The 23,291-nt window shown below is 66.4% G+C and carries 17 protein-coding genes and 2 pseudogenes; 12 read left to right on the top strand and 7 right to left on the bottom strand.

Annotation, left to right across the window (positions count from 1 at the left end; translation table 11 throughout):
* Positions 1 to 4: 4 nt before the first annotated feature.
* Positions 5 to 283, bottom strand: a complete 279-nt coding sequence (locus tag AVCA_RS13190) for a peptidylprolyl isomerase (RefSeq protein WP_012701454.1) — start codon at positions 281 to 283, stop codon at positions 5 to 7.
* Between the two features lie 448 nt (positions 284 to 731).
* On the opposite strand from AVCA_RS13190, the gene AVCA_RS24995 reads away from it, so the two are divergent.
* Positions 732 to 1,013, top strand: coding sequence for a DUF3363 domain-containing protein (locus AVCA_RS24995; protein WP_081434889.1), 282 nt, complete (start codon positions 732 to 734; stop codon positions 1,011 to 1,013).
* On the opposite strand, the gene AVCA_RS13185 is transcribed toward AVCA_RS24995, so the two are convergent.
* Positions 964 to 1,857 carry an AraC family transcriptional regulator gene (locus AVCA_RS13185; protein ID WP_236616159.1) on the bottom strand — a complete coding sequence of 298 codons (894 nt, stop codon included), beginning with the start codon at positions 1,855 to 1,857 and terminating at the stop codon, positions 964 to 966. The genes AVCA_RS24995 and AVCA_RS13185 overlap by 50 nt on opposite strands.
* Before the next feature lie 101 nt (positions 1,858 to 1,958).
* Here AVCA_RS13185 and AVCA_RS13180 point away from each other — a divergent pair, with 101 nt between their 5' ends.
* Entirely contained in the window at positions 1,959 to 2,693 is a 735-nt protein-coding gene (locus AVCA_RS13180) for an SDR family oxidoreductase (protein WP_012701452.1), read from the top strand.
* A gap of 41 nt (positions 2,694 to 2,734) precedes the next feature.
* Here AVCA_RS13180 and AVCA_RS13175 read toward each other — a convergent pair whose 3' ends face one another.
* On the bottom strand, positions 2,735 to 3,391 hold the full coding sequence (locus tag AVCA_RS13175; protein WP_072432529.1) for a TetR/AcrR family transcriptional regulator: 657 nt from the start codon (positions 3,389 to 3,391) through the stop codon (positions 2,735 to 2,737).
* 123 nt (positions 3,392 to 3,514) lie between these two features.
* On the opposite strand from AVCA_RS13175, the gene AVCA_RS13170 reads away from it, so the two are divergent.
* The 4 genes and pseudogenes from AVCA_RS13170 to AVCA_RS13155 all read left to right on the top strand — a co-directional run bounded on the left by AVCA_RS13170 (position 3,515) and on the right by AVCA_RS13155 (position 6,899).
* Positions 3,515 to 4,498 carry a quinone oxidoreductase family protein gene (locus AVCA_RS13170; RefSeq protein WP_072432530.1) on the top strand — a complete coding sequence of 328 codons (984 nt, stop codon included), beginning with the start codon at positions 3,515 to 3,517 and terminating at the stop codon, positions 4,496 to 4,498.
* Positions 4,499 to 4,520: 22 nt separating this feature from the next.
* On the top strand, positions 4,521 to 5,342 hold the full coding sequence (locus AVCA_RS13165; RefSeq protein WP_041807241.1) for an oxidoreductase: 822 nt from the start codon (positions 4,521 to 4,523) through the stop codon (positions 5,340 to 5,342).
* Positions 5,343 to 5,366: 24 nt separating this feature from the next.
* Positions 5,367 to 6,267 (top strand): annotated as a pseudogene (locus AVCA_RS13160) (LysR family transcriptional regulator).
* 431 nt (positions 6,268 to 6,698) lie between these two features.
* On the top strand, positions 6,699 to 6,899 hold the full coding sequence (locus AVCA_RS13155; RefSeq protein WP_012701448.1) for a hypothetical protein: 201 nt from the start codon (positions 6,699 to 6,701) through the stop codon (positions 6,897 to 6,899).
* A 157-nt stretch (positions 6,900 to 7,056) separates the two neighbouring features.
* On the opposite strand, the pseudogene AVCA_RS24990 reads toward AVCA_RS13155, so the two are convergent.
* The 3 genes and pseudogenes from AVCA_RS24990 to xthA all read right to left on the bottom strand — a co-directional run.
* Positions 7,057 to 7,317, bottom strand: a pseudogene (locus tag AVCA_RS24990) (Arm DNA-binding domain-containing protein); the annotation flags it as partial.
* Between the two features lie 194 nt (positions 7,318 to 7,511).
* Positions 7,512 to 8,888 carry a substrate-binding domain-containing protein gene (locus AVCA_RS13150; RefSeq protein WP_231876208.1) on the bottom strand — a complete coding sequence of 459 codons (1,377 nt, stop codon included), beginning with the start codon at positions 8,886 to 8,888 and terminating at the stop codon, positions 7,512 to 7,514.
* 134 nt (positions 8,889 to 9,022) lie between these two features.
* Positions 9,023 to 9,835 carry an exodeoxyribonuclease III gene (gene xthA, locus AVCA_RS13145; RefSeq protein ID WP_012701446.1) on the bottom strand — a complete coding sequence of 271 codons (813 nt, stop codon included), beginning with the start codon at positions 9,833 to 9,835 and terminating at the stop codon, positions 9,023 to 9,025.
* Positions 9,836 to 9,971: 136 nt separating this feature from the next.
* On the opposite strand from xthA, the gene AVCA_RS13140 reads away from it, so the two are divergent.
* The 4 genes from AVCA_RS13140 to AVCA_RS13125 all read left to right on the top strand — a co-directional run bounded on the left by AVCA_RS13140 (position 9,972) and on the right by AVCA_RS13125 (position 17,621).
* A complete protein-coding gene (locus AVCA_RS13140) occupies positions 9,972 to 10,610 on the top strand; it encodes a GNAT family N-acetyltransferase (protein WP_373860942.1) in 639 nt (212 codons plus the stop codon).
* 74 nt (positions 10,611 to 10,684) lie between these two features.
* Entirely contained in the window at positions 10,685 to 12,409 is a 1,725-nt protein-coding gene (locus AVCA_RS13135; protein ID WP_041807239.1) for an autotransporter assembly complex protein TamA, read from the top strand.
* On the top strand, positions 12,406 to 16,104 hold the full coding sequence (locus AVCA_RS13130) for a translocation/assembly module TamB domain-containing protein (protein WP_012701443.1): 3,699 nt from the start codon (positions 12,406 to 12,408) through the stop codon (positions 16,102 to 16,104). Before AVCA_RS13135 ends, AVCA_RS13130 begins: the two co-directional genes overlap by 4 nt.
* 173 nt (positions 16,105 to 16,277) lie before the next feature.
* Positions 16,278 to 17,621, top strand: a complete 1,344-nt coding sequence (locus AVCA_RS13125; protein WP_012701442.1) for an alanine/glycine:cation symporter family protein — start codon at positions 16,278 to 16,280, stop codon at positions 17,619 to 17,621.
* A gap of 7 nt (positions 17,622 to 17,628) precedes the next feature.
* Here the strand turns inward: AVCA_RS13125 and AVCA_RS13120 are convergent, their stop codons facing one another.
* A complete protein-coding gene (locus AVCA_RS13120) occupies positions 17,629 to 18,516 on the bottom strand; it encodes a hypothetical protein (protein ID WP_236616156.1) in 888 nt (295 codons plus the stop codon).
* A gap of 294 nt (positions 18,517 to 18,810) precedes the next feature.
* Here AVCA_RS13120 and AVCA_RS13115 point away from each other — a divergent pair, with 294 nt between their 5' ends.
* Both AVCA_RS13115 and AVCA_RS13110 read left to right on the top strand, forming a co-directional pair.
* A complete protein-coding gene (locus tag AVCA_RS13115; protein WP_012701440.1) occupies positions 18,811 to 20,136 on the top strand; it encodes an MdtA/MuxA family multidrug efflux RND transporter periplasmic adaptor subunit in 1,326 nt (441 codons plus the stop codon).
* On the top strand, positions 20,133 to 23,228 hold the full coding sequence (locus AVCA_RS13110; RefSeq protein WP_012701439.1) for an MdtB/MuxB family multidrug efflux RND transporter permease subunit: 3,096 nt from the start codon (positions 20,133 to 20,135) through the stop codon (positions 23,226 to 23,228). Before AVCA_RS13115 ends, AVCA_RS13110 begins: the two co-directional genes overlap by 4 nt.
* Positions 23,229 to 23,291: the final 63 nt, after the last annotated feature.

The following is a 23,291-nucleotide window of genomic DNA, read 5'->3' as shown; positions in this document are numbered from 1 at the left end:
GGCTTCAGTCGCGGTAGAACACCTGCACCAGGTGATAGCCGAACTGCGACTTCACCGGGCCATGGATCTCGCGCAGGGCCTTCCGGAAGATCACCTGGTCGATCGGGCGCACCAACTGCCCCGGACGGATCTCGCCGAGATCGCCGCCACGCTTGCCGGAGGGGCAGAGCGAATGGCGGCGCGCAAGCCGGGCGAAGTCCTCGCCGCCGGCCAGGCGTTGCTTCAGCCGCGCGGCCTCGGCTTCGCTGGCGAGCAGAATGTGACGTGCCATCGCCTTGGCCATGGAAGGATTCCTCGACTTGGAAGTATGCGCATTGTGCCAGATCGCAAGGGGACTGGAGTGCTTTGGAGCGGTTCGGCAACTGATTGATTTACAAGGGGTTACTATTCGGCTGGCGCATCTACACGGAGATTCGTTCGACGCTGTGGGCCTGGCCGGCCGGAACGGTTCGGACCTTTGCCCGTCCACCGGTGCGCCTCCCCGGCGAAATTCGACGGCGCGCCCGACGCGCTCCCGGAGGTGCCGCAGCCGGGCGATGTGGCTCGCCGAGAAGCGCGACGCGATGCTTCCGGTTTAGTGCTCCATCACGGATAAATCCGCTCCTTGCCGGCAAGCGGCAAATACCTTGAAAGTATCTTTTGTCAAGCGGTTTCTTGCATCCGCTGATGGGCTGGAAAGCCCGGCAAGGACGTGAAGCCTGTGTGATACAGCCGAACGTCCAATCGCCTGTATGGCATGCACCAAGAACCAAATGAGAAGCGGCTCAGTGGCCGGCATCTACCAGCGTAGCGTCATGCTCGCCTGTGGGCGCCACGTGATGCTCGATGACAGCATAGGGTTCAGTTTGGTGCCGTGGAAGCCGGTCGTAGAAGAGCGGCTTGGGAGAGTGCTTACAGCGAACGTGAACGGTAGCAGCGCTCCTTGGGTCATCGGGCGACATCAATCCAGGGCCATGGACTGGATTATTCTGACCGTGCGTACCGGCTCGGTGGTTGCCCGACATGCCTGCTAAATGCAACGCTGAATGTGCTTGTCGAACCGTAGCCCACACGCTCAGCGACCTCGGAAACTGCCAGACCGTTGTCGCGAAGCAGATCCTTTGCGATCTCCATGCGCCACGCGAGCAGATACTCCATCGGCGCCACCCCTACCATGCGTGTGAAACGCTCATAGAACGCGGAACGGGAAAGGGCCGAAATCTTCGCCAACTGGTCAACGGTCCAAGGATGATCGATACGAGCATGCATTTGCTTCAGCGCACGCGCCATTCGCTCATCCCCCAAGCCTCGCAACAACCCCGGAGGGGCGTTTCCGGCCGCCGCCGAGCGCATTGCTTCCACGAGCAGCAATTCCACCAACCGGGACAGCATGAACTCGCTGCCCGGCTTTTGGCCAGTGGATTCTTCGCTCACCATCTGCACCAACTGCGACAAGCGAACCGAATTCTGCACGTGAACCACTTTGGGCAACAGGGAAACCAGCAGCCCGGGATCAGAACAATCGAACAGGAATGAACCTCCCAGCGACCGCATGTCTGGGGAGCCTTCTTGTTCGCCATAGCGCAGCTCGCTACCGCGAACAACTTTATTGGGGTCCAAATAGACCGGAGGCACTGGCGCGAAGCTCGATATGGTGAAGGCCGGTGTTGTGGGCAGCAGGATGAAATCACCCGCGCTGATGGTGATTTGCTCATGCCTGTCAACCGTCAATAGGCAGCTTCCTTTCAATACGATGCAGAAACTGGGCAGGCCAAATTCGGAATAGCGCACAGCCCAGTTTCCTTTGCCGCTAATGATGTTGGCAAAAGCCGCACGTGGGTGCAGAAGTCGAACTACCTCGGAAAGTGGGTCGCTCATGTATGGACGATCACTAAATAAACATGGATGATATATCATCGATCATCCTGAAGTGATCGTCTATCGTTCGCTCCGAATCGACTCGCACATCGGAGCTATAAATGAAAACTGTACTGATCACTGGCTGTTCTTCCGGCTATGGCCTGGAAACCGCTCGCTACTTCCTCGCGCAGGGCTGGAACGTAATTGCCACGATGCGCACACCGCGGGAGGAACTGCTCCCCGCGTCCAAGAACCTGCGTGTCTTGGCGCTGGATGTGACCCAACCTGACAGCATCGCGCGTGCCTTGGACACCGCTGGCCCCATCGACGTGCTGGTGAACAACGCCGGGGTCGGCTTGTTTGGTGCGTTTGAGGTCACGCCCATGTCCACCGTGCGCGACCTCTTCGAGACCAACACGTTTGGCGTCATGGCCATGTGTCAAGCGATCATCCCGCAGTTCCGGGCGCGTCGAGCCGGCACCATCGTAAACGTTACTTCGAGCGCCACGTTGGCCCCGTTCCCGTTGGTTGCTTGCTACACGGCCAGTAAGACGGCCATCGAAGGGTTTAGCGCTTCATTGGAACTCGAACTCAAGGACTTCGACGTGCGAGTCAAAGTTGTGGAGCCTGGCTACGGTCCTACGACCAGCTTCACCTCCAATTCCCAGCAACGCATGCAGGGCCTGATTCCCGAAGCCTACGAACCGTTCGCCCACAGCGTGTTCGCCGGGTTCACCGAGGTCACTGCTGTGACCAAGGAAGCCGACGTGGCCGAAACCGTATGGAAGGCCGCTAACGACGTTTCCGGTCAACTCCACTTCCCGGCGGGTGCAGACGCTCTGGCACTCGTGTAGTTGGCGCAATCGGAAACGGAAGAGAAGAGCGCGCCTGCCCCTCATGCGGGACTACCAGACCCGGCGAGTCCCGTGGCCATGGCCCGAAGCAGGTAGCGGAGACGCGGGCCGAAATCGAGCGCCACGTGCGCCCATTCCGGCACTTCCTCGTAGAGCCGGGCGAGCGTTGGTGTCGGATGGGATACCTGCCAGAAGCCCGCTGCCAACATAAGGGTCGTGGCTAGCAGGTTTTGGATCTGTTCGGTGGTCATCCGGCTGGCCTGAACCAGCGCGACAACGATGTTGTCGTGGATGGCGAAGGCGTTGGTTTTGTAACGGCGTGCCCGTTCCATCTCCACGTCGCCTTCCAAACTCAGGGTTACATGGGTCAGAAGATCGCAGAAAACCGGAAGGGAGATGATGGTTTCAGCGACGACCTCGGCCACTTCAACTGGCTCCAACCCTTCCCGAGTGCCAAGCGTGCTTTTGATCGCGTCGCGCCATCGCCCCCAGCCGCGTTCGGCCAATTCGAGAAGTAGTTCTTCCTTGTTGGCGTAGTAGCGCCGGACGCCCGTCCGATGCAGGCCCGCACGCTCGGTAACGGCCGCCACGGTCACGAACCGCACGCCGCCGAGTTCTAGCGCAAGGGACTCGGCTGCGTCGAGCAAATCCTCGGAACGTTGCTGCTTGTCTTCGGGGGAACGGGCTCTCTCTTTCATTCCTCAATTTTAACGCATCTCGGTGTGCGTTACATCGGGGCTTTGCTATGCTCCACTTAACGCATCATTAGGTGCGTAAAGCTGGGGCACGTTCCCTAAGGCCGTATTGCAAAGGAAATTCCTATGAAGGCTGTCCAAGCCGCCCAGTTCGGAGACCCAACCGTCCTCGTTGTTACGGAGTTACCTGATCCAACACCGGGCCCGGGTGAAATCGCAATCGATGTCACCCATGCTGTGGTCGGGCTTGTCGATGTCTTCTTCCGCCGAAGACTATTCAAAGACGTGCCAAGCATGGCCCAGCCGCCCTTCGTCCCTGGCCTCGAAGTAGCAGGTACGGTGCGTGCACTCGGCGAGGGCGTAGTCGGGTTCACGGTCGGCGAAAAGGTCGTATCGATGTCGGCCGGTGCCGGCACCGGCGGCTATGCCTCCATGTACATCGCCCCCGTGCATGGCGTCGTGTCGATCGAAGGCTCCGGCATCGACCCGGCACTCGCTGTCGCGGTCATACCAAACGCGGCGATGGCGCATGTCGCCCTGACTCAAGTTGCACACCTGGCGCAAGGCGAGAGTGTCCTCGTTCATGATGCACTTGGCGGCTTTGCCGCTGCATTCCCAGGCATTGCCAAACAAATCGGTGCATCGCGAGTGGTCGGTACGGTGCGCACGGACAAGCTGAGTGTCGCGGCGAAAACGAAGCTGCCGTATGACCGGATCGTCGATTCCGATGCATTGCTAGGAACTCTTGGCGACGAGAGGTTCGACGTAGTCATCGACCCAGTTGGTGGTGCTGTCCGCAGCCATAGCTTCGCGCTGATGAAGCCAGGCAGCCGGCTCATCGTCGCTGGCAATGCCAGCGGTGACTGGGGGCACCAAGTGAAGACCAACGACCTGTGGCTGGGCAGTGCCACCGTGTCCGGCTTCAATGCTGGCGCCTATCTTCCGTCTCATCCGCAGGTGCTGCGTCCCGCGCTTGAAGCAGCGCTGAAGGCTGTCGCTTCTGGGCTCGGCCAAACCGAAATCGACGTACTCCCATTCAGTGACGCTGCTATTGCGCACCAGCGAATGGAGAGTCGCGCTCTCAATGGTCGCATCGTCCTTACTCCCTGATAGTGACCGAGGAAAAATAGACATGACAACGAAGAAAAAGCCTGTCGTCCTGATTACGGGCGCGTCCTCCGGTATGGGCAAGGATTTCGCCTTGAGGCTGCTTTCGGCTGGGTATGCCGTATATGGAGCAGCTCGCCGTATTGACCGGATGCGGGACATCGAAGGCGGTGGTGGTGTCGCGCTGGAGGTGGACGTTACCGAAGATGCCACGATGACGGCCGCAGTCGATCGAATAATTCGAGAACAAGGGCAGATCGACGTGCTGATTAATTGTGCGGGCTATGGACAGATGGGAGCGTTGGAGGACGTGCCTGTTGAGGTGGCTCGCCGCCAACTGGAGGTAAATCTCATTGGAGTAGCCCGACTCACACAACTCTGTCTCCCACACATGCGCGCGAGGCAATTCGGAAAGATCATCAATATCTCCTCGATAGGGGGGAAATGCGCGTTCCCTCTGGCCGGCTGGTATCACGCATCGAAATTCGCTCTGGAGGGGTACTCGGACTCACTCAGGATGGAGGTCCGGCCTTTCGGCGTGGACGTAATCGTGATCGAGCCGGGAGGAACGGACAGCGAGTGGTTTCCGGTGGCGATGGCAGAGCTCGAAAAGCACTCCAAGGATGGCGCCTATTCCAGACTGGTGGAAGCCATGCAGAAGTCTCCCTCGATGAAGAGGAAGATGCCTCCGCCGGGAGTTATCACGGATCTTGTCGTCAAGGCGCTTAACGCTAAAGCGCCTCGCCCCCGCTATCACGGAGCATCGGGATCAGGAGTGATCCTGTTCCTTCGGCATATCCTGTCTGATCGCATGTATGACCGTCTCGTAATGTCGCAGTTTAGGTAGATCGCAAACTAGCTAAGTGCGAACATGGAACTTCGGCATCTTCGCTGCTTCCAGGCCGTGGCCGAAGAACTTCACTTCGCCCGTGCTGCCGAGCGGCTGCATATCGAGCAATCGCCGCTGTCACGCGCTATCAAGGAACTGGAAGAAGACCTCGGCACGCGCCTGTTCATCCGCACCACGCGCAGCACCCGCCTGTCGCGCGCCGGGCAGATGTTCCTGGAGCACGTCCCGCGCATCTTCACCGCCTTGCAACAGGCCCGCGAGAGCGTCAAGGCCGTCGCGGCCGGCTACGACGGCCAACTGCGCGTGGCACTGTCCGATGGCATCACGCCGCCGCGCCTGAGCACCTTCCTGATGCAGTGCCGCGAGGAAGACCCCGAAGTCGATATCCATCTGGTCGAAGTGCCGCTGTCGCAACAACAGATCAAGGGGCTGCACGACGACCTGTACGACGTGGGTTTCGCGCAGTCCGATGAAGTCGGCGACGGCCTGCTGGCCGAACTGGCCTGGAGCGATCCGCTGGTGGTGGCCGTTCCAGTACGGCATCCCCTACTGACCCACAAGCGCATCCCGCTGGAGGAAGTGCTGCGCTATCCGCTGGTGATGTGTGACCCGCACATCTGCGATGGGCTACTGCCGCCAAATCGCGCGCGTCCTTCGCGCCGTGGACATTGAGCCCCCTGGTGGCCGAGGAAGTCGCCTCGCTCGACCTGATGCTGACCTGGTATCGGCCGGCTATGCCCTGGCGCTGGTCGGGGCGTCCCAGGTCGCCGCCTGCCGTACCTCCGACGTGACTAGCCGCCCGCTGGCTGGGCTGTCGCCCCGGTTGAATACCTATCTGCCGCGGCCTGATGCCGCCCCGACCGAGCCACTGGCCCGGTTCATCGCGCGCCCCGTTGCCGCGCCATCTTCCCCGCGCTCCTGACGCCTCTTTCAGCCGTTGGACGCCATGCAGCCCTGGCGCTGTGTGGCGTGCTGTCGCGTAGCCGGCACGCGACCGCGCCAGCATGCATGCGGCCTGTCGCCGTTGGACGGCACGGTGCCGCGATCCTGCGCGTGCCGCGCCAATCCCATGTGCAGACCGGCTTTGCGCACACCGGGGTGCCGCGTCCTTTTATCTCGCCTTCCGCGCCTTTCCCCCTCGGCGGCACGCGCTTTGGGCCTTTGTCGTCTGCGTGCAAGCCACCCGCTGGACATGGCGAACGACCGGCCGAGTACATGACATGGTGCCTGTGCTTTCCCACTCCAGCCGCCTTGTTTTATGCACGGCCACGTGCGTAAAACAAGGTGGAACCTGCGCGGTTTGGAGGCACGCGCGATGCCGCGTCGGATGCAGTCGCGCTGCACGCGCACGTCATGACGATGGCGTGGGTCGGCGCACTCGCATGGCTGGCGGACGACCATGCCTGTGCTGCTACCGCTTCGCCTTCGGTGACCCAGCCGCACCAGCAGTTCGGCATTCTGTGCGTCGGCCTGGGCGAGCTTGCCGGCCAGTTCCGCTGCGTGTCCGCGCGCTTGTGCGGCGTCGGCCTGGGCCATGTCCAGCTCCTGCCGTAGTGCATCGGCTTGGCTGGCCCTGGCGGTCTGCATGGCCAGTTCGGCGCGCAGGGCGACGAGCGCTTCGGCTGCCTGTTGGGCGGCCTGCTGGTGCACTTGTTCGGCGTTCGCCGCTGCCGCCTTGATCTGTTCCAGTTCCTGAGACTGCGCATCGCACAGGGTCGCCGCCCCAGCGAATCTCGGCCAGCCAGTCCTGCGCCAAGGAGCGCGCCTGTTCGACGGTCAACTCCCCGAACAGGCCCAGCGCGGGCTTGCGGCGTTCGCCCGCGTTGGTGCGGTACTGGAGCATGAACACCTTGCGCCCGGTCGGTGTGATCTTGCAGAGGAAACCGGGCACCTGGGTATCCCGCAACTCGACGGCCTGCGCCTGGGGTTGCGCGGCGTCCACGACGGACTTGGTGAGCTTGAGCCTGGCCATGACGACTCCTTGGGAACGGCCCGGTTTCCAAGTGCCAAGCAAGAGCCCAGCGAGCGGAAAGCGGTGCCAGTCAAAGTAAGCACCGGCTCCATGCTGAACTCGCTCATCCCTGCTGAAAACTCGCTGGGGTGGGTCTCAGCACAGACCAGACAGGGCCGGGGTTGAAGTCATCATGAAATTGAAAGGGGCGGGTTTCAATGCACCCAGACCTCGACCCGGCGGTTCTTGAGCCGGCCTTCCTCGCTGCCGTTGTCCGCCACCGGCAGGGCGTCGCCGAGTCCGATGATCTCACGGAAGGTCGCGCCGCCCCTGGCCAGTTCGCGGCGCACCGCCAGCGCTCGCAACTTCGACAGCAGGGTGCTGCGCTCCGGGTCCTGCTTGGGATCGCCGAAGCCGACCAGCGCCAGCGAATTCTCCAGCTTACCGTGCTCGCGCAGGTAGGCGAGTACGCGCTCGACATCGCGGAGCGCCTTGTTGTCGAGCAGGGCGCTGCCTTCCTGGAAGCGGAAGTTCACCGACAGGCGCCGCGCGTGGCGGGCCAGTTGCTGGTAGGCCGGCGGCATGTCGGCGTGGGGGGCGATGCGCACCGCCTGCACTTTCTGCGCGACGAAGCCGTTCCGCTCGACCAGTTCCTGCCCGCGCGGGCTCTGGGCGAATTCGATCAGGGCACGGCTCCAGGTGTCGGGTTGCCGCGGCCGCTCATAGAGGAACAGGCGGCGCGACAGGGGGTAGTCCTCGGTGGCGACCAGCGCGGGCTCGGGCGGCATCGGCCGGGATTCGCCGGCGGAGATCGCCAGGGCCCTGGCCTCGCGCACGTAGGGCAGGCCGATGAAGCCGATGCCGGCAGGGTCCCGGCTGACCGAGGCGGACAACTCGGCGCTCGATTCGAAGCGCCGGGCGTCGGCATCGAGCGTCTTGCCCCAGGGCTCGAGCACCAGTTCGTGGAAGGTGTCGAAGGTGCCCGAGCGGGCGTCGCGGGCGTACAGCCGAATGGGGCCGCCGCGTCCGCCGAGCTTTTCCCAGGTCTTCACTTCGCCGGCGAACACCCGGGCCACCTGTTCGAGGCCGAGGACGCGCAGCGGGTTGTCCGGGTGGAGGATGACCGCCAGGCCGTCGATGGCGATCACCTGTTCGGCTTGCGGACCGCGCATGTCGCCCAGGGCCGCCAGCGCGGCGGCCTCGCTGTCCTTGATCGGCCGCGAGGAGGCGGCGATGTCGGCGCTGCCATCGCGCAGGGCGGCGAAGCCGGTGCCGGAACCATGGGCGCTGATCCGTGCCTGCAGGAGCCGGCCCTGGGCATCCAGGCCCAGCACGCGCCGTTCGTTCGGCGATTCGCCATCCTCGATGCGCACTTCGCGCAGGCCTTGCTGCTCGAACAGGCCGGCCACCAGGGCCGGGACGAGTTCGGCGCCGATGGTGTTGGAGCCCTGGATGCGCAGCACGGGAGCCTGCCCGGCAGGTACCGGCTGTGCCGCCGCCATGCCCCACGGCAGGCAACAGAGCAGGACGAGCAGCGGGGAGAGGAGCGGGATTCGCGAAAGGCGGGCAGGCGGAGGCAGGGCACGCAACATGGGGTGGGCACCTCCTTGCTACTTCCGGTGGGCGGATCGCGCGAGAATAAGTCCGTTCGGTTGCACTTGTATGACGATTGGCGGACGACGCGGGCCGGCATGCCCGGCTGCGAGGCCGTTCGCGGCCGCGGTCGTCAGTCGAGCTCCAGCCAGACCGGCGCGTGGTCGGAGGGCTTGTCCATGGCGCGCAGTTCGTAGTCCACGTCGGCCGCGCGCAGGCGCGGGCGCAGGGCGCGGGAGGTCAGGATCAGGTCGATGCGCAGGCCGCGCCGGGGATCGTCCTCGAAACCGCGGCTGCGGTAGTCGAACCAACTGAAGCGGTCGCAGGCCTGCGGGTGCAATTCGCGGAAGCTGTCCTGCAGGCCCCAGTCCTTGAGCCGGGCCATCCATTCGCGTTCTTCCGGCAGGAAGCTGCATTTGCCGGTGCGCAGCCAGCGCCTGGCGTTCTCCGCGCCGATGCCGATGTCGCTGTCCTCGGGGGCGATGTTGAAGTCGCCCATCAGCGCCAGGGGCTGGCCTGGATCGAAGCGGCTTTCCAGCAGGGCCTGCAGGTCGGCATAGAAGCGTGTCTTGGCGGGAAACTTCAGCGGATGGGCACGGCTTTCGCCCTGCGGGAAATAGCCGTTCATCACGGTGACCGGCTGCCCGGCGGCATCGGCGTAGACGCCCCAGATGAAGCGCTTCTGCGAGTCCTCGCCGTCGTCGGGAAAGCCCTTTTGCACCTCCAGCGGCGGCTGCCGGGAGAGCAGGGCGACCCCGTAGTGGCCCTTCTGCCCGTGGTAGTGCACGTGGTAGCCCAGTTCCCCGATCTGCTCGAGCGGGAATTGCTCGTCGGCGACCTTGGTCTCCTGCAGGCCGATCACATCCGGCCGATGCTTGTCGATGAGCGCCGAGAGCTGATGCGGACGGGCGCGCAGGCCGTTGATATTGAAGGAGACGATCTTCATGGGGGCTGCCGGTTCGAAGCGGGGGGAGCCATGCTAGCCGATCGATGCCGCGGCAGGCCAGCCGCCTGGCGGCCGGCGGGGGCCGGTGCTAACGTGCACGGAAGTGGAAACGAACCGCTGCCAGGAGGCCCTGCCCATGACCGCGCCTGCCGAAGTCCGCCTCATCGACGGGGGCTATCTGCGCGAGTCCTGCTCGCTGCTTTACCAGGCCTATCGCCATACGCCGACTTTCGCCTACCTCTTCGAGTCCGACCGCCCCGGCTACGAACAGCGGGTGCGGGCCACCGTGCGCGAACTGCTCGGCCGGCATTTCGCCGACGATCTGCCGGCGCTCGGCCTGCTGCTCGGCGAGCGGCTGATCGGCGTGGCGCTGATCTCCCCGCCGCAACGCCGTCTGGAAATCACCGAAAGCTGGAGCTGGCGGATGCGCATGCTGCTCACCGCCGGCTTCCGTTGTACCCGCCGCTACCTGGATTATCACGAGGCGGTGATCGCCTGCCTGCCACCGGGTGCCTACCACATCCTGCCCCTGATCGGCGTGCGCCCGGAGTTCCAGGGCCGGCACTACGGCGAGCAACTGCTCGGAGCCCTGCACCGCTGGTGCGCCGGGGACAGCAACTCCCGCGGCATAGTGCTCGACACCGGCGACCCGCACTATCTGGATTTCCTGCATCGCCAGGGCTACCAGGAGGTCGGCCAGGTCGAACTGGGCCCGGTGCGCGAGCACATCCTGATCCATCCCAATCCGCAGCCGCTGAGGGAAGCGGGCATCTGACCGTCATGCGCATCGTGTAAACCTTCGGTAAGCGCGGTCGGAGCATTCGGACAGTCGTGCTAGCATTCGCGGCCATGAGAGCTTCAATCCATACAGGGACGTTCCTGGGGCTTCTGTTCTGGGGCTCCGCAGTGTTCGCCCAGGCCAAACTGGAAGTGCGGGTCGAGCCGGCCGAAGCCAGCTTGAAAGAGAACATCGAAGGCTATATCGGCGACCTCGGCGAACGCGACGAGCAAACCCTGCGCCGCCTCGCCCCGGCCCTCGAGGAACAGGCCCGCAGCGCTGCCGAGGCGCTGGGCTTCTACCATGCGAGGATTTCCAGCGAAGTCCGTCCCGGTGCTTCGCCGACCCTCGTCCTGCGGGTGGTTCCCGGCGAACCGGTGCGCCTGCGCCGCGTGGAGATCCGCGTCGAGGGACCGGCGGCGCGGCTCGAAGCCTTCCGCGTGCCGCAAAGCTCCCGCCTCAGGCCCGGCGCCCAGCTCAACCATGGGCGCTACGAGAGCGTCAAGAGCAGCATCAAGAGCCAGGCGTCGCGCCTGGGGTTCTTTTCCGGCCACTTCACCCGCCAGCACCTGTTCATCGATCCGGTCGCCAATGTCGCCGATATCGAACTGGTCTACGCCAGTGGGCCGCGCTACCGGCTGGGAGATGTGACCTTCCAGGGCGAGACGCCGTTCGACGAGGCGTTCATGCGGCGCGTGGTGCCTTTCCAGGCCGGTGACCCCTACGATTCCGGGCAGATCGCCAAGCTGCAGGACAATCTCCAGACGCTCGGTTATTTCGAAGGTGTGCGGGTCGACGCCGATCCCGCCGGCGTCAGCGGCGAGATGGTACCGGTGCTGGTCCATCTGCAGATGCGCAAGCCGCGCAGCTTCGGCATCGGCGTCGGCTTCTCCACCGACGTCGGCCCGCGCGGCCGGGCCAACTGGACGCGCCACTGGGCCAACCCCCAGGGGCACAGCTACGGCGTGGAGATGGAGCTGTCGCAGCCGAAACAGAACGTCGGCCTCTGGTACGACATCCCGCTCGATCCGCCGATGACCGACAAGCTGCGCTTCGTCGGCGGCTACCAGTACGAGGAACTGGCCGATACCGATACCCTCAGCCGTCTGCTCAAGGTCGGCCCGGAGTGGCACCGGCGGCTGGACAATGGCTGGCAGCAGATCTTCTCGCTGAAATGGCAGCGCGAAGAGTTCCGCTACGGCGACGACAACGGCCTGAGCAACCTGCTGTTGCCGGGCGTGGCCTATTCCTACCTGGAGAGCGACCATCCCCTCGACCCGAGCCGCGGCTACCGCCTGCAGGTGGAGATGGCCGCGGCCAGCGAGGCCCTGCTGTCGGACGCCAACCTGATCTACAGCTCGGTCATGCTCAAGGGCCTGACCACCCTGGCGGGGCGGCACCGTCTGCTCGGTCGGCTGCAGTTCGGCGGCAACTTCACCGATGAGTACACCACGGTACCGCCATCGCTGCGTTTCTTCGCCGGCGGCGATCAGAGCGTGCGCGGCTACGAGTATCAGACGCTGTCGCCGACCAACTCCGATGGCGACCACATCGGCGGTCGTTACATGATCGCCGGCAGCCTGGAATACCAGTACGAACTACGCGACAAGTGGCGGGTCGCCACCTTCGTCGACCAGGGCAACGCCTTCAACTCCAAGAGTTCGCCCAGTCTCAAGACCAGTGCGGGCTTCGGCGTGCGCTGGGTGTCGCCGGTCGGCCCGCTGCGGGTCGACCTGGCCCACGGGATCGACGACGGCAGCTTCCGTCTGCACTTCTCCATGGGACCGGAACTATGAGAAGCCTGAGACTGGCACTGTACGGCCTGCTGGCGGGACTGGCACTGCTGCTGGCCGCGCTGGCCCTGCTGCTCGGCACGGGCGCCGGCAGCCGCTGGCTGCTGGCGCGGGTGCCGGGACTGCAGGTGGAAGCGTTTTCCGGGCGTCTCGCCGGTACCTGGCGGGCCGAACGGCTGGACTGGCGGCTGGACGGGCGGAGCGTGGCGCTGAACGCCGTCGAATTCGCCTGGCGCCCGAGTTGCCTGCTGGGGCTGAGCCTGTGCGTGGACCGCCTGGCCGCCGGACAGGTGAGCCTGGAACTGCCGCCGGGCGAGGAGACGACGGCGGGCGACGGCCCGCTGCGGCTGCCGGAACTGAAGCTGCCGCTGCGAGTCCGCCTCGGCGAGGCGCGGGTCGGCCGGCTGCTGCTGAACGGTGGCGAACAGGCGCAGGACCTGCGGCTCGCCGCGCAGTGGGACGCCGAGGGCATCCGCATCGATGCGCTCGAAGCCCGCCGCGACGACCTGGGCGTGAACCTGCAGGGCCGCCTCGTCCCCACGGGGGCCTGGCCGCTGAGCGCCGGCGGCGATCTGCGCCTGCCGGCGCCGGAGGGCCAGTCCTGGACGCTGGGCCTGCAGGTGGAGGGCGATCTGCAGGGCAGCCTGCATTTGCAGGCCGATAGCCAGGGCTATCTGAGCGGCCGGCTGAGCGGCGAACTGCAGCCGCTCGCCGAGCGGCTCCCGGCCAGCCTGAAGTTGAGCGCCGAAGGCCTCCAGGCGATCGCCGGACTGCCGGACACCCTGCGTCTGGAGCGGATCGAGCTCGGTATCGATGGCGACCTGCACGACGGCTACGTGGTACAGGGCGACGCCAGCCTGCCGGGCGAGGGCGGCGCCGTGGCGCTGGCCCTGCGCGGCCGGGTGACGGCCGAGGGCGCGGAGCTTTCCAGACTTCGCCTGGACGCCGGCGGCCAGCAGCGCGTCGATCTGTCCGGCCGTCTGGCCTGGAGCCAGGGGCTGGCCGGCGAGTTGCGCGTCGCCTGGCGGGACTTCCCCTGGCGGCGGCTCTACCCGGCCATCGAGGAGCCGGCGGTGAAGCTCAAGCGCTTCGATGGCGAACTGTCCTACCGGGACGGTGGCTACCTCGGCAATTTCGCGGCCAACTTCGAAGGGCCGGCCGGTCCCTTCAGCCTGACCAGCCCGCTGAGCGGCGACCTCGCCCAACTGCATCTGCCGCAGCTCAAGCTGGTCGCCGGCCAGGGCCGGGCAGAGGGCTCGCTCGGCCTGGGTTTCGCCGACGGCGTCGACTGGAACGCCGATCTGCGCCTGAGCGGATTCGATCCCGCCTACTGGCTGGCCGAGCTGAACGGCCGTCTCGGCGGGCCGCTGAAGAGCCGGGGCCGGTTCCGCGACGGCCGCCTGCAACTGGACGCCAGTATCGATCTTTCCGGGCAGTTGCGCGGCCAGCGGACGCGCTTGCTGCTCGAGGCGAAGGGCGAGGACGCCGCCTGGGAGCTGGCCAGGCTCGACCTGGCGCTCGGCGCCAACCGCATCCAGGGCAGCGGGCGGCTCGACGAGCGCCTGCGCGGCCGTCTGGAACTGGCCATGCCGCAACTGGGCCAGCTCTGGCCGGGCCTGCAGGGTAGCGCCGAGGGCCGTCTCGACCTTGCCGGCAGCCTGAAGTCGCCGCAGGGCGAGCTGGCGCTGAACGCCCGCCGGCTGCGCCTGGGCGACCAGCGCTTGGACAAGCTGACCCTGGCTGGCAGCCTCGACGCCGCCCAGCGCGGTCGCCTGAGCCTGGACGCCGAAGGCATCCAGGCGGGGACGACCAGCCTGGGCCGGCTGCAGGCGCAGGGGCAGGGCGATCGGCGCGCGCAGAACCTGAGCCTGGAGCTTTCCGGCCCGCAACTGGAACTGGCGCTGGCCCTCGACGGCCGCCTGGAGGAGCTGGCCAAGGGCTGGAACTGGCGCGGCCGGCTGAGCCGCGGCCAGTTGCGCAGCGGCGCCCAGGACTGGCGCCTGCAGGCGCCGGCGCGTCTCGAACGCCTGGCCGACGGCCGGCTGAACCTGGGTGCGCATTGCTGGCGTTCCGGCGCGGCGAGCCTCTGCGGCGAGGAGCAGCGCCTGTTGCCGGAGCCCCGGCTGAACTACCGGCTGCGCGACTTCCCCCTGGACAGCCTGGCCGCCTTCCTGCCCGAGGATTTCGCCTGGCAGGGCAGCCTGAACGGCGAGTTGCAGCTCGACCTGCCGGCCGCCGGGCCGCGCGGGCAGATCCGCCTGGACGCCGGCAACGGCGTGCTGCGCCTGCGTAAGCAGGGCCGCTGGCAGGATTTCCCCTACCGCGAACTGCTCCTCGACAGCCGTCTGCAGCCACGGCGCGTCGATGTCCGCCTGGCCTTCGCCGGGCCGCAACTGGGCGAACTGGAGGTCCGCGCGCAGATCGATCCGCGCGGCAAGGACAAGCCGATTTCCGGTCAGTTCGCCCTGAACGGGCTGAAGCTGGGAGTGCTGCAACCTTTCGCCGATCCGGTCGAGGAACTGGAGGGCACGCTGGACGGCAGTGGCAGGCTGCGCGGCAGCCTGTTGCAGCCGCAGGTCGAGGGTCGCCTGGATCTGCGCGGCGGACTGGTCGCCGGCAGCGAGTTGCCGATCCGCATCGAGGATCTCGCGCTGCAGGCGCAGATCGCCGGCGACAGTCTGCGCTTGAGCGGCGGCTGGCGCAGCGGCGGGCAGGGGCGCGGCAGTCTCGACGGCACGCTCGACTGGGGCCGGGCGCTGGAGCTGGATTTGCGCATCCGCGGCAATCGTCTGCCGGTGAGCGTGCAACCCTATGCCGAACTGGAGGTGGAGCCGGACCTGCAGGTGCGCCTGGCCGGCGCCGCGGACGAGCGGCAACTGGCCCTGAGCGGCACGCTGGGCGTGCCGCGCGGGGCGATCACCCTGCGCGAACTGCCGGCTTCCACCGTCCGGGTTTCCGGGGACGCGGTGGTGGCCGGCCGCGAGGTCAAGCCGCGCCAGCAACTGGCCATGCGCATGGATGTCCAGGTCGAGGTCGGTCGGGACAAGCTGACCTTCAGCGGTTTCGGCCTGAGCGCCGACCTGGCCGGACACCTGCACATCGGCGACAACCTCGACACCCGCGGCGGGCTGAGCCTGAACAACGGCCGCTACCGCGCCTACGGCCAGCGCCTGGACATCCGCCGGGCGCGCCTGCTGTTCATCGGTCCGATCGACCAGCCCTACCTGGACATCGAGGCGATCCGCAAGGTCGACGACGTGGTGGCCGGCCTGCGGGTCGGCGGCAACGTCCTGGAACCGCGTACCGATGTGTTCAGCGAGCCGGCGATGAGTCAGGAGCAGGCTCTCTCCTACCTGCTGCTGGGCCGTGCGCCGGGCAGCGGCGACAGTGGCGACAGCAATCTGCTGGCCAGCGCCGCGCTCGGTCTCGGCCTGGCCGGCAGTTCCTCGCTCACCGGCGGCCTGGCGGAAAGTCTCGGCATCGAGCAGTTCGAGCTGGGCACCCAGGGCAGCGGCACGGACACCAGCGTGGTGGCCAGCGGCAAGCTGTCCGAGCGGCTAAGTCTGGTCTATGGGGTCGGCGTGTTCGAGCCGATGAACAGCATCGCCCTGCGCTATCAGTTGACCCGCCGCCTGTATCTGGAAGCGGCCAGCGGCCTGGCCAGCTCGCTGGACATCTTCTACAAGCGGGATTTCTGATCCCTTTGGCTCGGGAGCGGACCGGAGCAATCGCATGAAGCGGCGCGAGGGGCGGAGTCGGACTGGCGCTTCAGGCAATTGCTCTGAATCGCGGGCCGGTATCGTGCGTGCCGGTCCGCTTCGTGCTTCCATGGTCGGCCCGTTCCGCCGCACAACAACCAAGGAGCCTTTCGATGGAGTCCATCCACACGCTGGTCGACGCACTCAACGGCATCGTCTGGGGGCCGCCGATGCTGGTGCTGATCCTCGGCACCGGTCTGTTCCTGCTGCTGAGGCTCGGTTTCATGCCCTGGCGGCGGCTGGCGACCGGCTTCGCCCTGCTCTGGCAGGGGCGGGTCGCGGGAGCGGGCGCCACCGGCGAGATCAGCCCGTTCCAGGCACTGATGACCTGTCTGGCGGCCACCGTCGGCACCGGTAACATCGCCGGGGTGGCCACCGCGATCTTCCTCGGCGGCCCCGGTGCGCTGTTCTGGATGTGGTGCACCGCGCTGGTCGGCATGGCCACCAAGTACTGCGAGGTGGTGTTGGCCGTGCACTACCGCGAGCGCGACGAGCGTGGCGAGCACGTCGGCGGTCCGATGTTCGCCATCAGGAACGGCCTGGGGCCGAAGTGGGCCTGGCTGGGCGGCGCCTTCGCCCTGTTCGGCGGGCTGGCCGGCTTCGGCATCGGCAACATGGTGCAGGTCAACAGCATGGCCCACGCCCTGGAGGACAGCTTCGGCGTGCCGATGTGGAGCACCGGCCTGGCGACCATGCTGGTCACCGCGCTGGTGATCCTCGGCGGCATCAGGCGCATCGGCAAGGTGGCCGAGGCCCTGGTGCCCTTCATGTGCCTGGCCTACGTGATCGCCGCCCTGGTGGTGCTGGTGGCGAACGCCGAGGCGATTCCGGCCACCTTCGCTTTGATCTTCGGGCATGCCTTCAGCCCGGCGGCGGCCAGCGGCGGCTTCGCCGGCGCGGCGGTGATGGCGGCGATCCGCTACGGCGTGGCTCGCGGCATCTTCTCCAACGAGGCCGGGCTGGGTACCGCCGGCATCGCCCAGGCCGCCGGCACCACCACCAGTTCGGTGCGCTCGGGGCTGATCGGCATGCTCGGCACCTTCATCGATACCATCGTGGTCTGCAGCATGACCGGCCTGGCGATCCTCAGCTCCGGTGTCTGGACCGGCGGCAAGAGCGGTGCGGCGCTCTCCGCGGCGGCCTTCGAGTCGGCGATGCCGGGCTTCGGTGCGGCGCTGCTCAGTCTGGCCCTGGTGGTTTTCGCCTACACTACGGTGCTCGGCTGGAGTTTCTACGGCGAGAAATGCTGGGAGTTCCTCTGCGGCACCCGGGCGATCCTGCCGTTCCGGGTGGTCTGGGTCGCGGCGATTCCCTTCGGCGCCATCGCCCAACTGGATTTCGCCTGGCTGGTGGCCGACACCCTCAACGGCCTGATGGCGATCCCCAACCTGATCGCGTTGCTGCTGTTGAGTCCGGTAGTGCTCGGACTGACCCGGGAATACTTCGCCGGGCGATGAGCCGGCGTCACTCGCTGCGGCGAATCTCCAGAATGCGGTCGCGTCCGCCTTCCGCCAGGAGATAGGTGTCCGTGCCGGTCGGCAGGAGGACCTGGGGAGCCCGCAGATGGGTGAGCACGGTTTCCAGCCGGCCTTGCGGATTCAGCAGGAGCAGTCGGGCCCGATGGGTGGCGTCCTCGCTGATCCAGAGTCCGCGTGCGTCGCATCTCAGGAAGCTGGGCTCGTTCAGCCGTTCGAGATGGATGGGGTCGGCGCCGTCGTCGGAAAGTCGTCTGACGATTCCCTTGGCCTTTTCCGTGTAGAACTTGCTGCCGTCCGGACAGATGGCGATGGATTCGGCCTCTTCGAGGTCGCTGCGCAGGACCCTGGTTTCCCCCGTGCTGGCGTCGTATCGAAGGAGCCGGCCATCCTGCTTGCGGTCCTCGATGGCGTACAGGTAGTGGCCGTCGGCTTCGAGCCCTTGCACGTTGGTACCCTCGAACAGGGCGTGGACCCGGCCCTGGAACAGCCAGTTGACCGGATGGGTCCCACCTTCCTGGCTGTAGGCGATTCCTCCCTGGAAATGCACCAGCCCGTCGGGTTTGTGCAGGCCGGAAACCAGTACCTCGCGTTTGCCCGCGACGTCGATCTTCAGGATTCTGCCCTGGCCGTCCTTGAGCTCCTCGGCCGCCAGCAGATTGCCTTGCCCGTCCTGGAGCAGGGCGCTGGCCCGGGTAACTTGCGAGTGGGCGATTTCGTATTCCCAGCGGGCGGCCGCACTGACTGGATAGAAATGCTGCCAGGCCATGAAGCCGAGCAGCACGAGCAGGAGTGTCGGGATCGCCGCCAGAAGTAACGTGGCGGGTCGCGTCAGGCGGGTTCCGCACCTGGGTATCACGAGGAAACGATTGGGCATGAATGTCAGTTCTGTGTATGTGGCGAAGCGCTCGTTCGAAGGCATCCTATCCGGCGGCGGCAGGGGGCGATATCGGACGGGTTTTCGGCAATTGTGTCATTTTGCTTCCTCGTGGGCGAAGGAATGCGCCGCGCGGCGCGGGGGCAGGCGCCATGCGGGCCTGCGACCTTCTGTCCCAGGCCGGCCGCCGTCAGCGGAGGACGACGCGAAACAATGTAAAAGAGCCGTAAAAACCCTTTGCTTGACCGGGGTGACTACTTATCGTTCAGCCTCCCTTGATAGTGGTTGTCCGTCATGTCCGAGCCGAACCTGAATCCTTCTCCTCCTGCTTATCGCCGCCGCTGGTTGTACTGGACGCTGGCGTTGCTCGCCGTCGGTGCTTCCGTCGCCTGGTGGCAGTGGCCGGCCTTGTCCGCTCTCTGGACCCAGTCCTCTCCGGCGGCAGGCGGACCCGAGGCGGGGGCTCCGGCGATGGGGCGCAGGCCTGGCAGGCCGGGAGCTCCCGGCGGTCCGGCGGGCGCGGGCAGCCCCTTCGGCGGGTCGGTGCCGGTGCGCGTCGGCGAGGTGCGCCTGGGCGACTTCCCGGTCGACCTCAAGGCGCTCGGTACGGTCACCGCCTACAACACGGTGAACGTGCGTTCGCGGGTCGACGGCGAACTGATCAAGGTGCTGTTCCGCGAGGGCCAGCAGGTCAAGGCCGGCGACCTGCTGGCGGTGATCGACCCACGCCTTTACCAGGCGGCGCTGAAGCAGGCCGAGGGCACCCTGCAGCAGAACCGTGCGCAACTGCGCAACGCCGAGATCGATCTGGCCCGCTACAAGACCCTGTACGCCGAGGACTCCGTCGCCAAGCAGACTCTCGACACCCAGGAAGCGCTGGTCGCCCAGTACCAGGGCACGGTCCGTTCCAACCTGGCGGCGGTCGAGGAGGCCAAGGTCAACCTGGAGTACACCCAGGTGCGCTCGCCCATCGCCGGGCGTCTCGGTCTGCGCCAGGTGGACGTCGGCAACCTGGTCACCAGCGGCGACACCACGCCGCTGGTGACCATCACCCAGACCCTGCCGATCTCGGTCAGCTTCACTTTGCCCGAGGGCGAGCTGCCGCAGGTCCTCGAGCAGGTGCAGGCCGACCAGCACCTGGCCGTGGAGGCCTGGGACCGCAGCGAGCGCAACCGCCTGGCGGTGGGCGAACTGGAGAGCCTGGACAACCAGATCGACCTGACCACCGGCACCGTGCGCCTCAAGGCGCGCTTCGAGAACGCCGAGCAGCGCCTGTTTCCCAACCAGTTCGTCAACGTCCGGCTGCGCGTGACCACCCGCGAGCAGTCCATGCTGGTGCCGGCGGCGGCGCTGCAGTTCGGCTCCAAAGGCACCTTCGTCTACGTGGTCGGCGACGACAGCAAGGTGCAGTTGCGCTACGTGACGGCCGGTCCCGGCGACGGCACCACGACGCTGATCGAGCAGGGGCTGAGCGCCGGCGAGCGGCTGGTGCTGGAGGGCACCGATCGCCTGCGCGACGGTGCCAGGGTCGAAGTGATCGACGACAACCGCCCTGCCGTCGGCGAGGCGTCCGGAGCCGCGCCGGCCGGCCGGCGCCAGGTAGCGAAGCCTGACGCATGAATATTTCGCGCCCCTTCATTCTCCGCCCGGTCGCCACGACGCTGATCATGGTGGCGATCTTCCTCTGCGGGCTGATCGCCTACCGCCTGCTGCCGGTTTCCGCGCTGCCCGAGGTGGACTATCCGACCATCCGCGTGCTGACGCTCTATCCCGGCGCCAGTCCGGAAGTGATGACCAGCGCGGTGACCGCCCCGCTGGAGCGCCAGTTCGGCCAGATGCCGGGCCTGAATCAGATGACCTCGACCAGTTCCGGCGGCGCCTCGGTGATCACCTTGCGCTTCAGCCTGGACGTGAACCTGGAGGTCGCCGAGCAGTCGGTGCAGGCGGCGATCAACGCGGCCAGCAATCTGTTGCCCGACGACCTGCCGACGCCGCCGGTATACAACAAGGTCAATCCGGCCGACACACCGGTGATGACCCTGGCGGTCACCTCGGCGACCATGCCGCTGCCGGAGATCAACGATCTGGTCGATACCCGCATGGCGCAGAAGCTGGCGCAGATCAGCGGGGTCGGCATGGTCAGCCTGGCCGGCGGCCAGCGCCCGGCGGTGCGCATCAAGGTCGATCCGCAGGCGCTGGCCAACTACGGCCTGAACCTGTCCGACGTGCGCTCGTTGATCACCGCCTCCAACGTCAACCAGCCCAAGGGTAACTTCGACGGTCCGACCCGGGTGTCCCAGCTCGACGCCAACGACCAGCTCAAGTCCGCCGACGAATACCGCAACCTGATCCTCGCCCACCTGAACGGCGCCACCCTGCGCCTGAAGGATGTGGCGCAGATCGCCGACGGCGCCGAGAACGAGCGCCTGGCCGCCTGGGCCAACCGCAACGCGGCGGTGCTGGTGAACATCCAGCGCCAGCCGGGGGCCAACGTCATCGAAGTGGTCGAGCGTGTCCAGGCGCTGCTGCCGCAGATCACCGCGACCCTGCCGGCCAGCCTCGAGGTGATTCCCCTCACCGACCGCACCCAGACCATCCGCGCCGCGGTGCGCGACGTGCAGTTCGAGCTGCTGCTGGCGGTGGGGCTGGTGGTGCTGGTGACCTTCGTCTTCCTGCGCCGGCTGTCGGCCACGGTGATCCCCTCGATCGCCGTCCCCTTGTCCTTGATCGGCACCTTCGGGGTCATGTACCTGGCCGGCTTCTCGATCAACAACCTGACGCTGATGGCGCTGACAGTGGCCGCCGGTTTCGTGGTGGACGACGCCATTGTCATGCTGGAGAACATCGCCCGCCACCTGGAAGAAGGCGCGACGCCGCTGGAGGCCGCGCTCAAGGGGGCGCAGCAGATCGGCTTCACGCTGATCTCGCTGACCTTCTCGCTGATCGCCGTGCTGATCCCATTGTTGTTCATGGCCGATGTGGTCGGCCGGCTGTTCCGCGAATTCGCCATCACCCTCTCGGTGTCGATCCTGATTTCCCTGCTGGTCTCGTTGACCCTGACACCGATGATGTGCGCGTTGTTCCTCAAGCAGGAAGGACCGCCGGAGCATCAGGGCCGTTTCTACCGCGCCAGCGGCGTCTGGATCGAGGTTTTGATCGCCCGCTACGACGCCGCCCTGCATTGGGTGCTGCGCCACCAGGTGCTGACCCTGCTGATCGCCGTGGCTACTCTAGGCCTCACCGTGGTGCTCTACCTGGCGGTGCCCAAGGGCTTCTTCCCGGTCCAGGACACCGGGGTGATCCAGGGCATTTCCGAGGCGCCGCAGAGCATTTCCTTCCGCGCCATGAGCGAACGCCAGCAGCGCCTGGCCGAGGTCATCCTGCAGGACCCGGCGGTGGCCAGCCTGTCTTCCTACATCGGCGTGGACGGCGACAACGTCACCCTGAACAGCGGGCGCCTGCTGATCAACCTCAAGCCGCATGCCGAGCGCGAGGTCACCGCCAGCCAGGTGATCGAGCGGCTGCGCCCGCGACTGGCCGCGGTGCCGGACATCCAACTGTTCCTCCAGCCGGTGCAGGATCTGACCATCGAGGACCGGATCAGCCGCACCCAGTTCCAGTTCAGCCTGGAGTCGCCGGACGGTGCCTTGCTGGAGGAGTGGACGCCGAAGCTGGTCGAGGCGCTGAGCGTGCTGCCGGAGCTGACCGACGTGGCCAGCGATCTGCAGAGCCGCAGCCTGCAGGTCTACCTGAGCATCGACCGCGACACCGCCTCGCGCCTCGGCGTGACCGTCGCCGACATCGACGATGCACTCTACGACGCCTTCGGCCAGCGGCAGATCTCCACTATCTATACCCAGGCCAGCCAGTACCGGGTGGTGCTGGAGAGCCGGGCCGCCGATACCCTCGGTCCGGCGGCGCTGGACGAGGTGCACGTGGCCAGCGCCGAGGGCGGCCAGGTGCGCCTGTCGTCCCTGGCGCGCATCGAGGAGCGGGCGGCGTCGCTGCTGATCAACCACATCGGCCAGTTCCCGGCGGTGACCCTGTCGTTCAACCTGGCGCCGGGCGTCTCCCTCGGCCAGGCGGTGGCGGCGATCGAGCGGGTGCAGCAGGAGATCGGCCTGCCGGGCGGCATCGAGAGCCGCTTCCAGGGCGCCGCCGAGGCCTTCCGCGCCTCGCTGTCGAGCACCCTGCTGCTGATCCTCGCGGCGGTGGTCACCATGTACATCGTGCTCGGCGTGCTCTACGAGAGCTACATCCACCCGATCACCATCCTTTCCACGCTGCCCTCGGCCGCGGTGGGCGCCCTGCTGGCGCTGCTGTTTTCCGGCAACGACCTGGGGCTGATCGCGATCATCGGCATCATCCTCCTGATCGGCATCGTCAAGAAGAACGCGATCATGATGATCGACTTCGCGCTGGAGGCCGAGCGTCACCAGGGCATGGACCCGCAGGCGGCGATCCATCGCGCGGCACTGTTGCGTTTCCGGCCGATCCTGATGACCACCCTGGCCGCGCTGTTCGGCGCCATCCCGCTGATGTTCGCCTCGGGCTCGGGCGCCGAACTGCGCCAGCCGCTGGGCCTGGTGCTGGTCGGCGGCCTGCTGCTCAGCCAGCTCCTGACGCTGTTCACCACGCCGGTGATCTACCTCGCCTTCGACCGCCTGTCGCGGCGCTTCGCGGGCCGCAGCGCGGCGGGGGTGGCGGCATGAGATTCGAGCCGTTTCATGCGGGAGCGGATGCATCCGCGCTTCCCGTCGCGCCTGCCGCGAATG

Source organism: Azotobacter vinelandii CA, from assembly GCF_000380335.1.
GTDB lineage: Bacteria > Pseudomonadota > Gammaproteobacteria > Pseudomonadales > Pseudomonadaceae > Azotobacter > Azotobacter vinelandii.
Note: the sequence above shows the minus strand (reverse complement) of the source record. Positions and strands in the feature narration are given on the sequence as shown.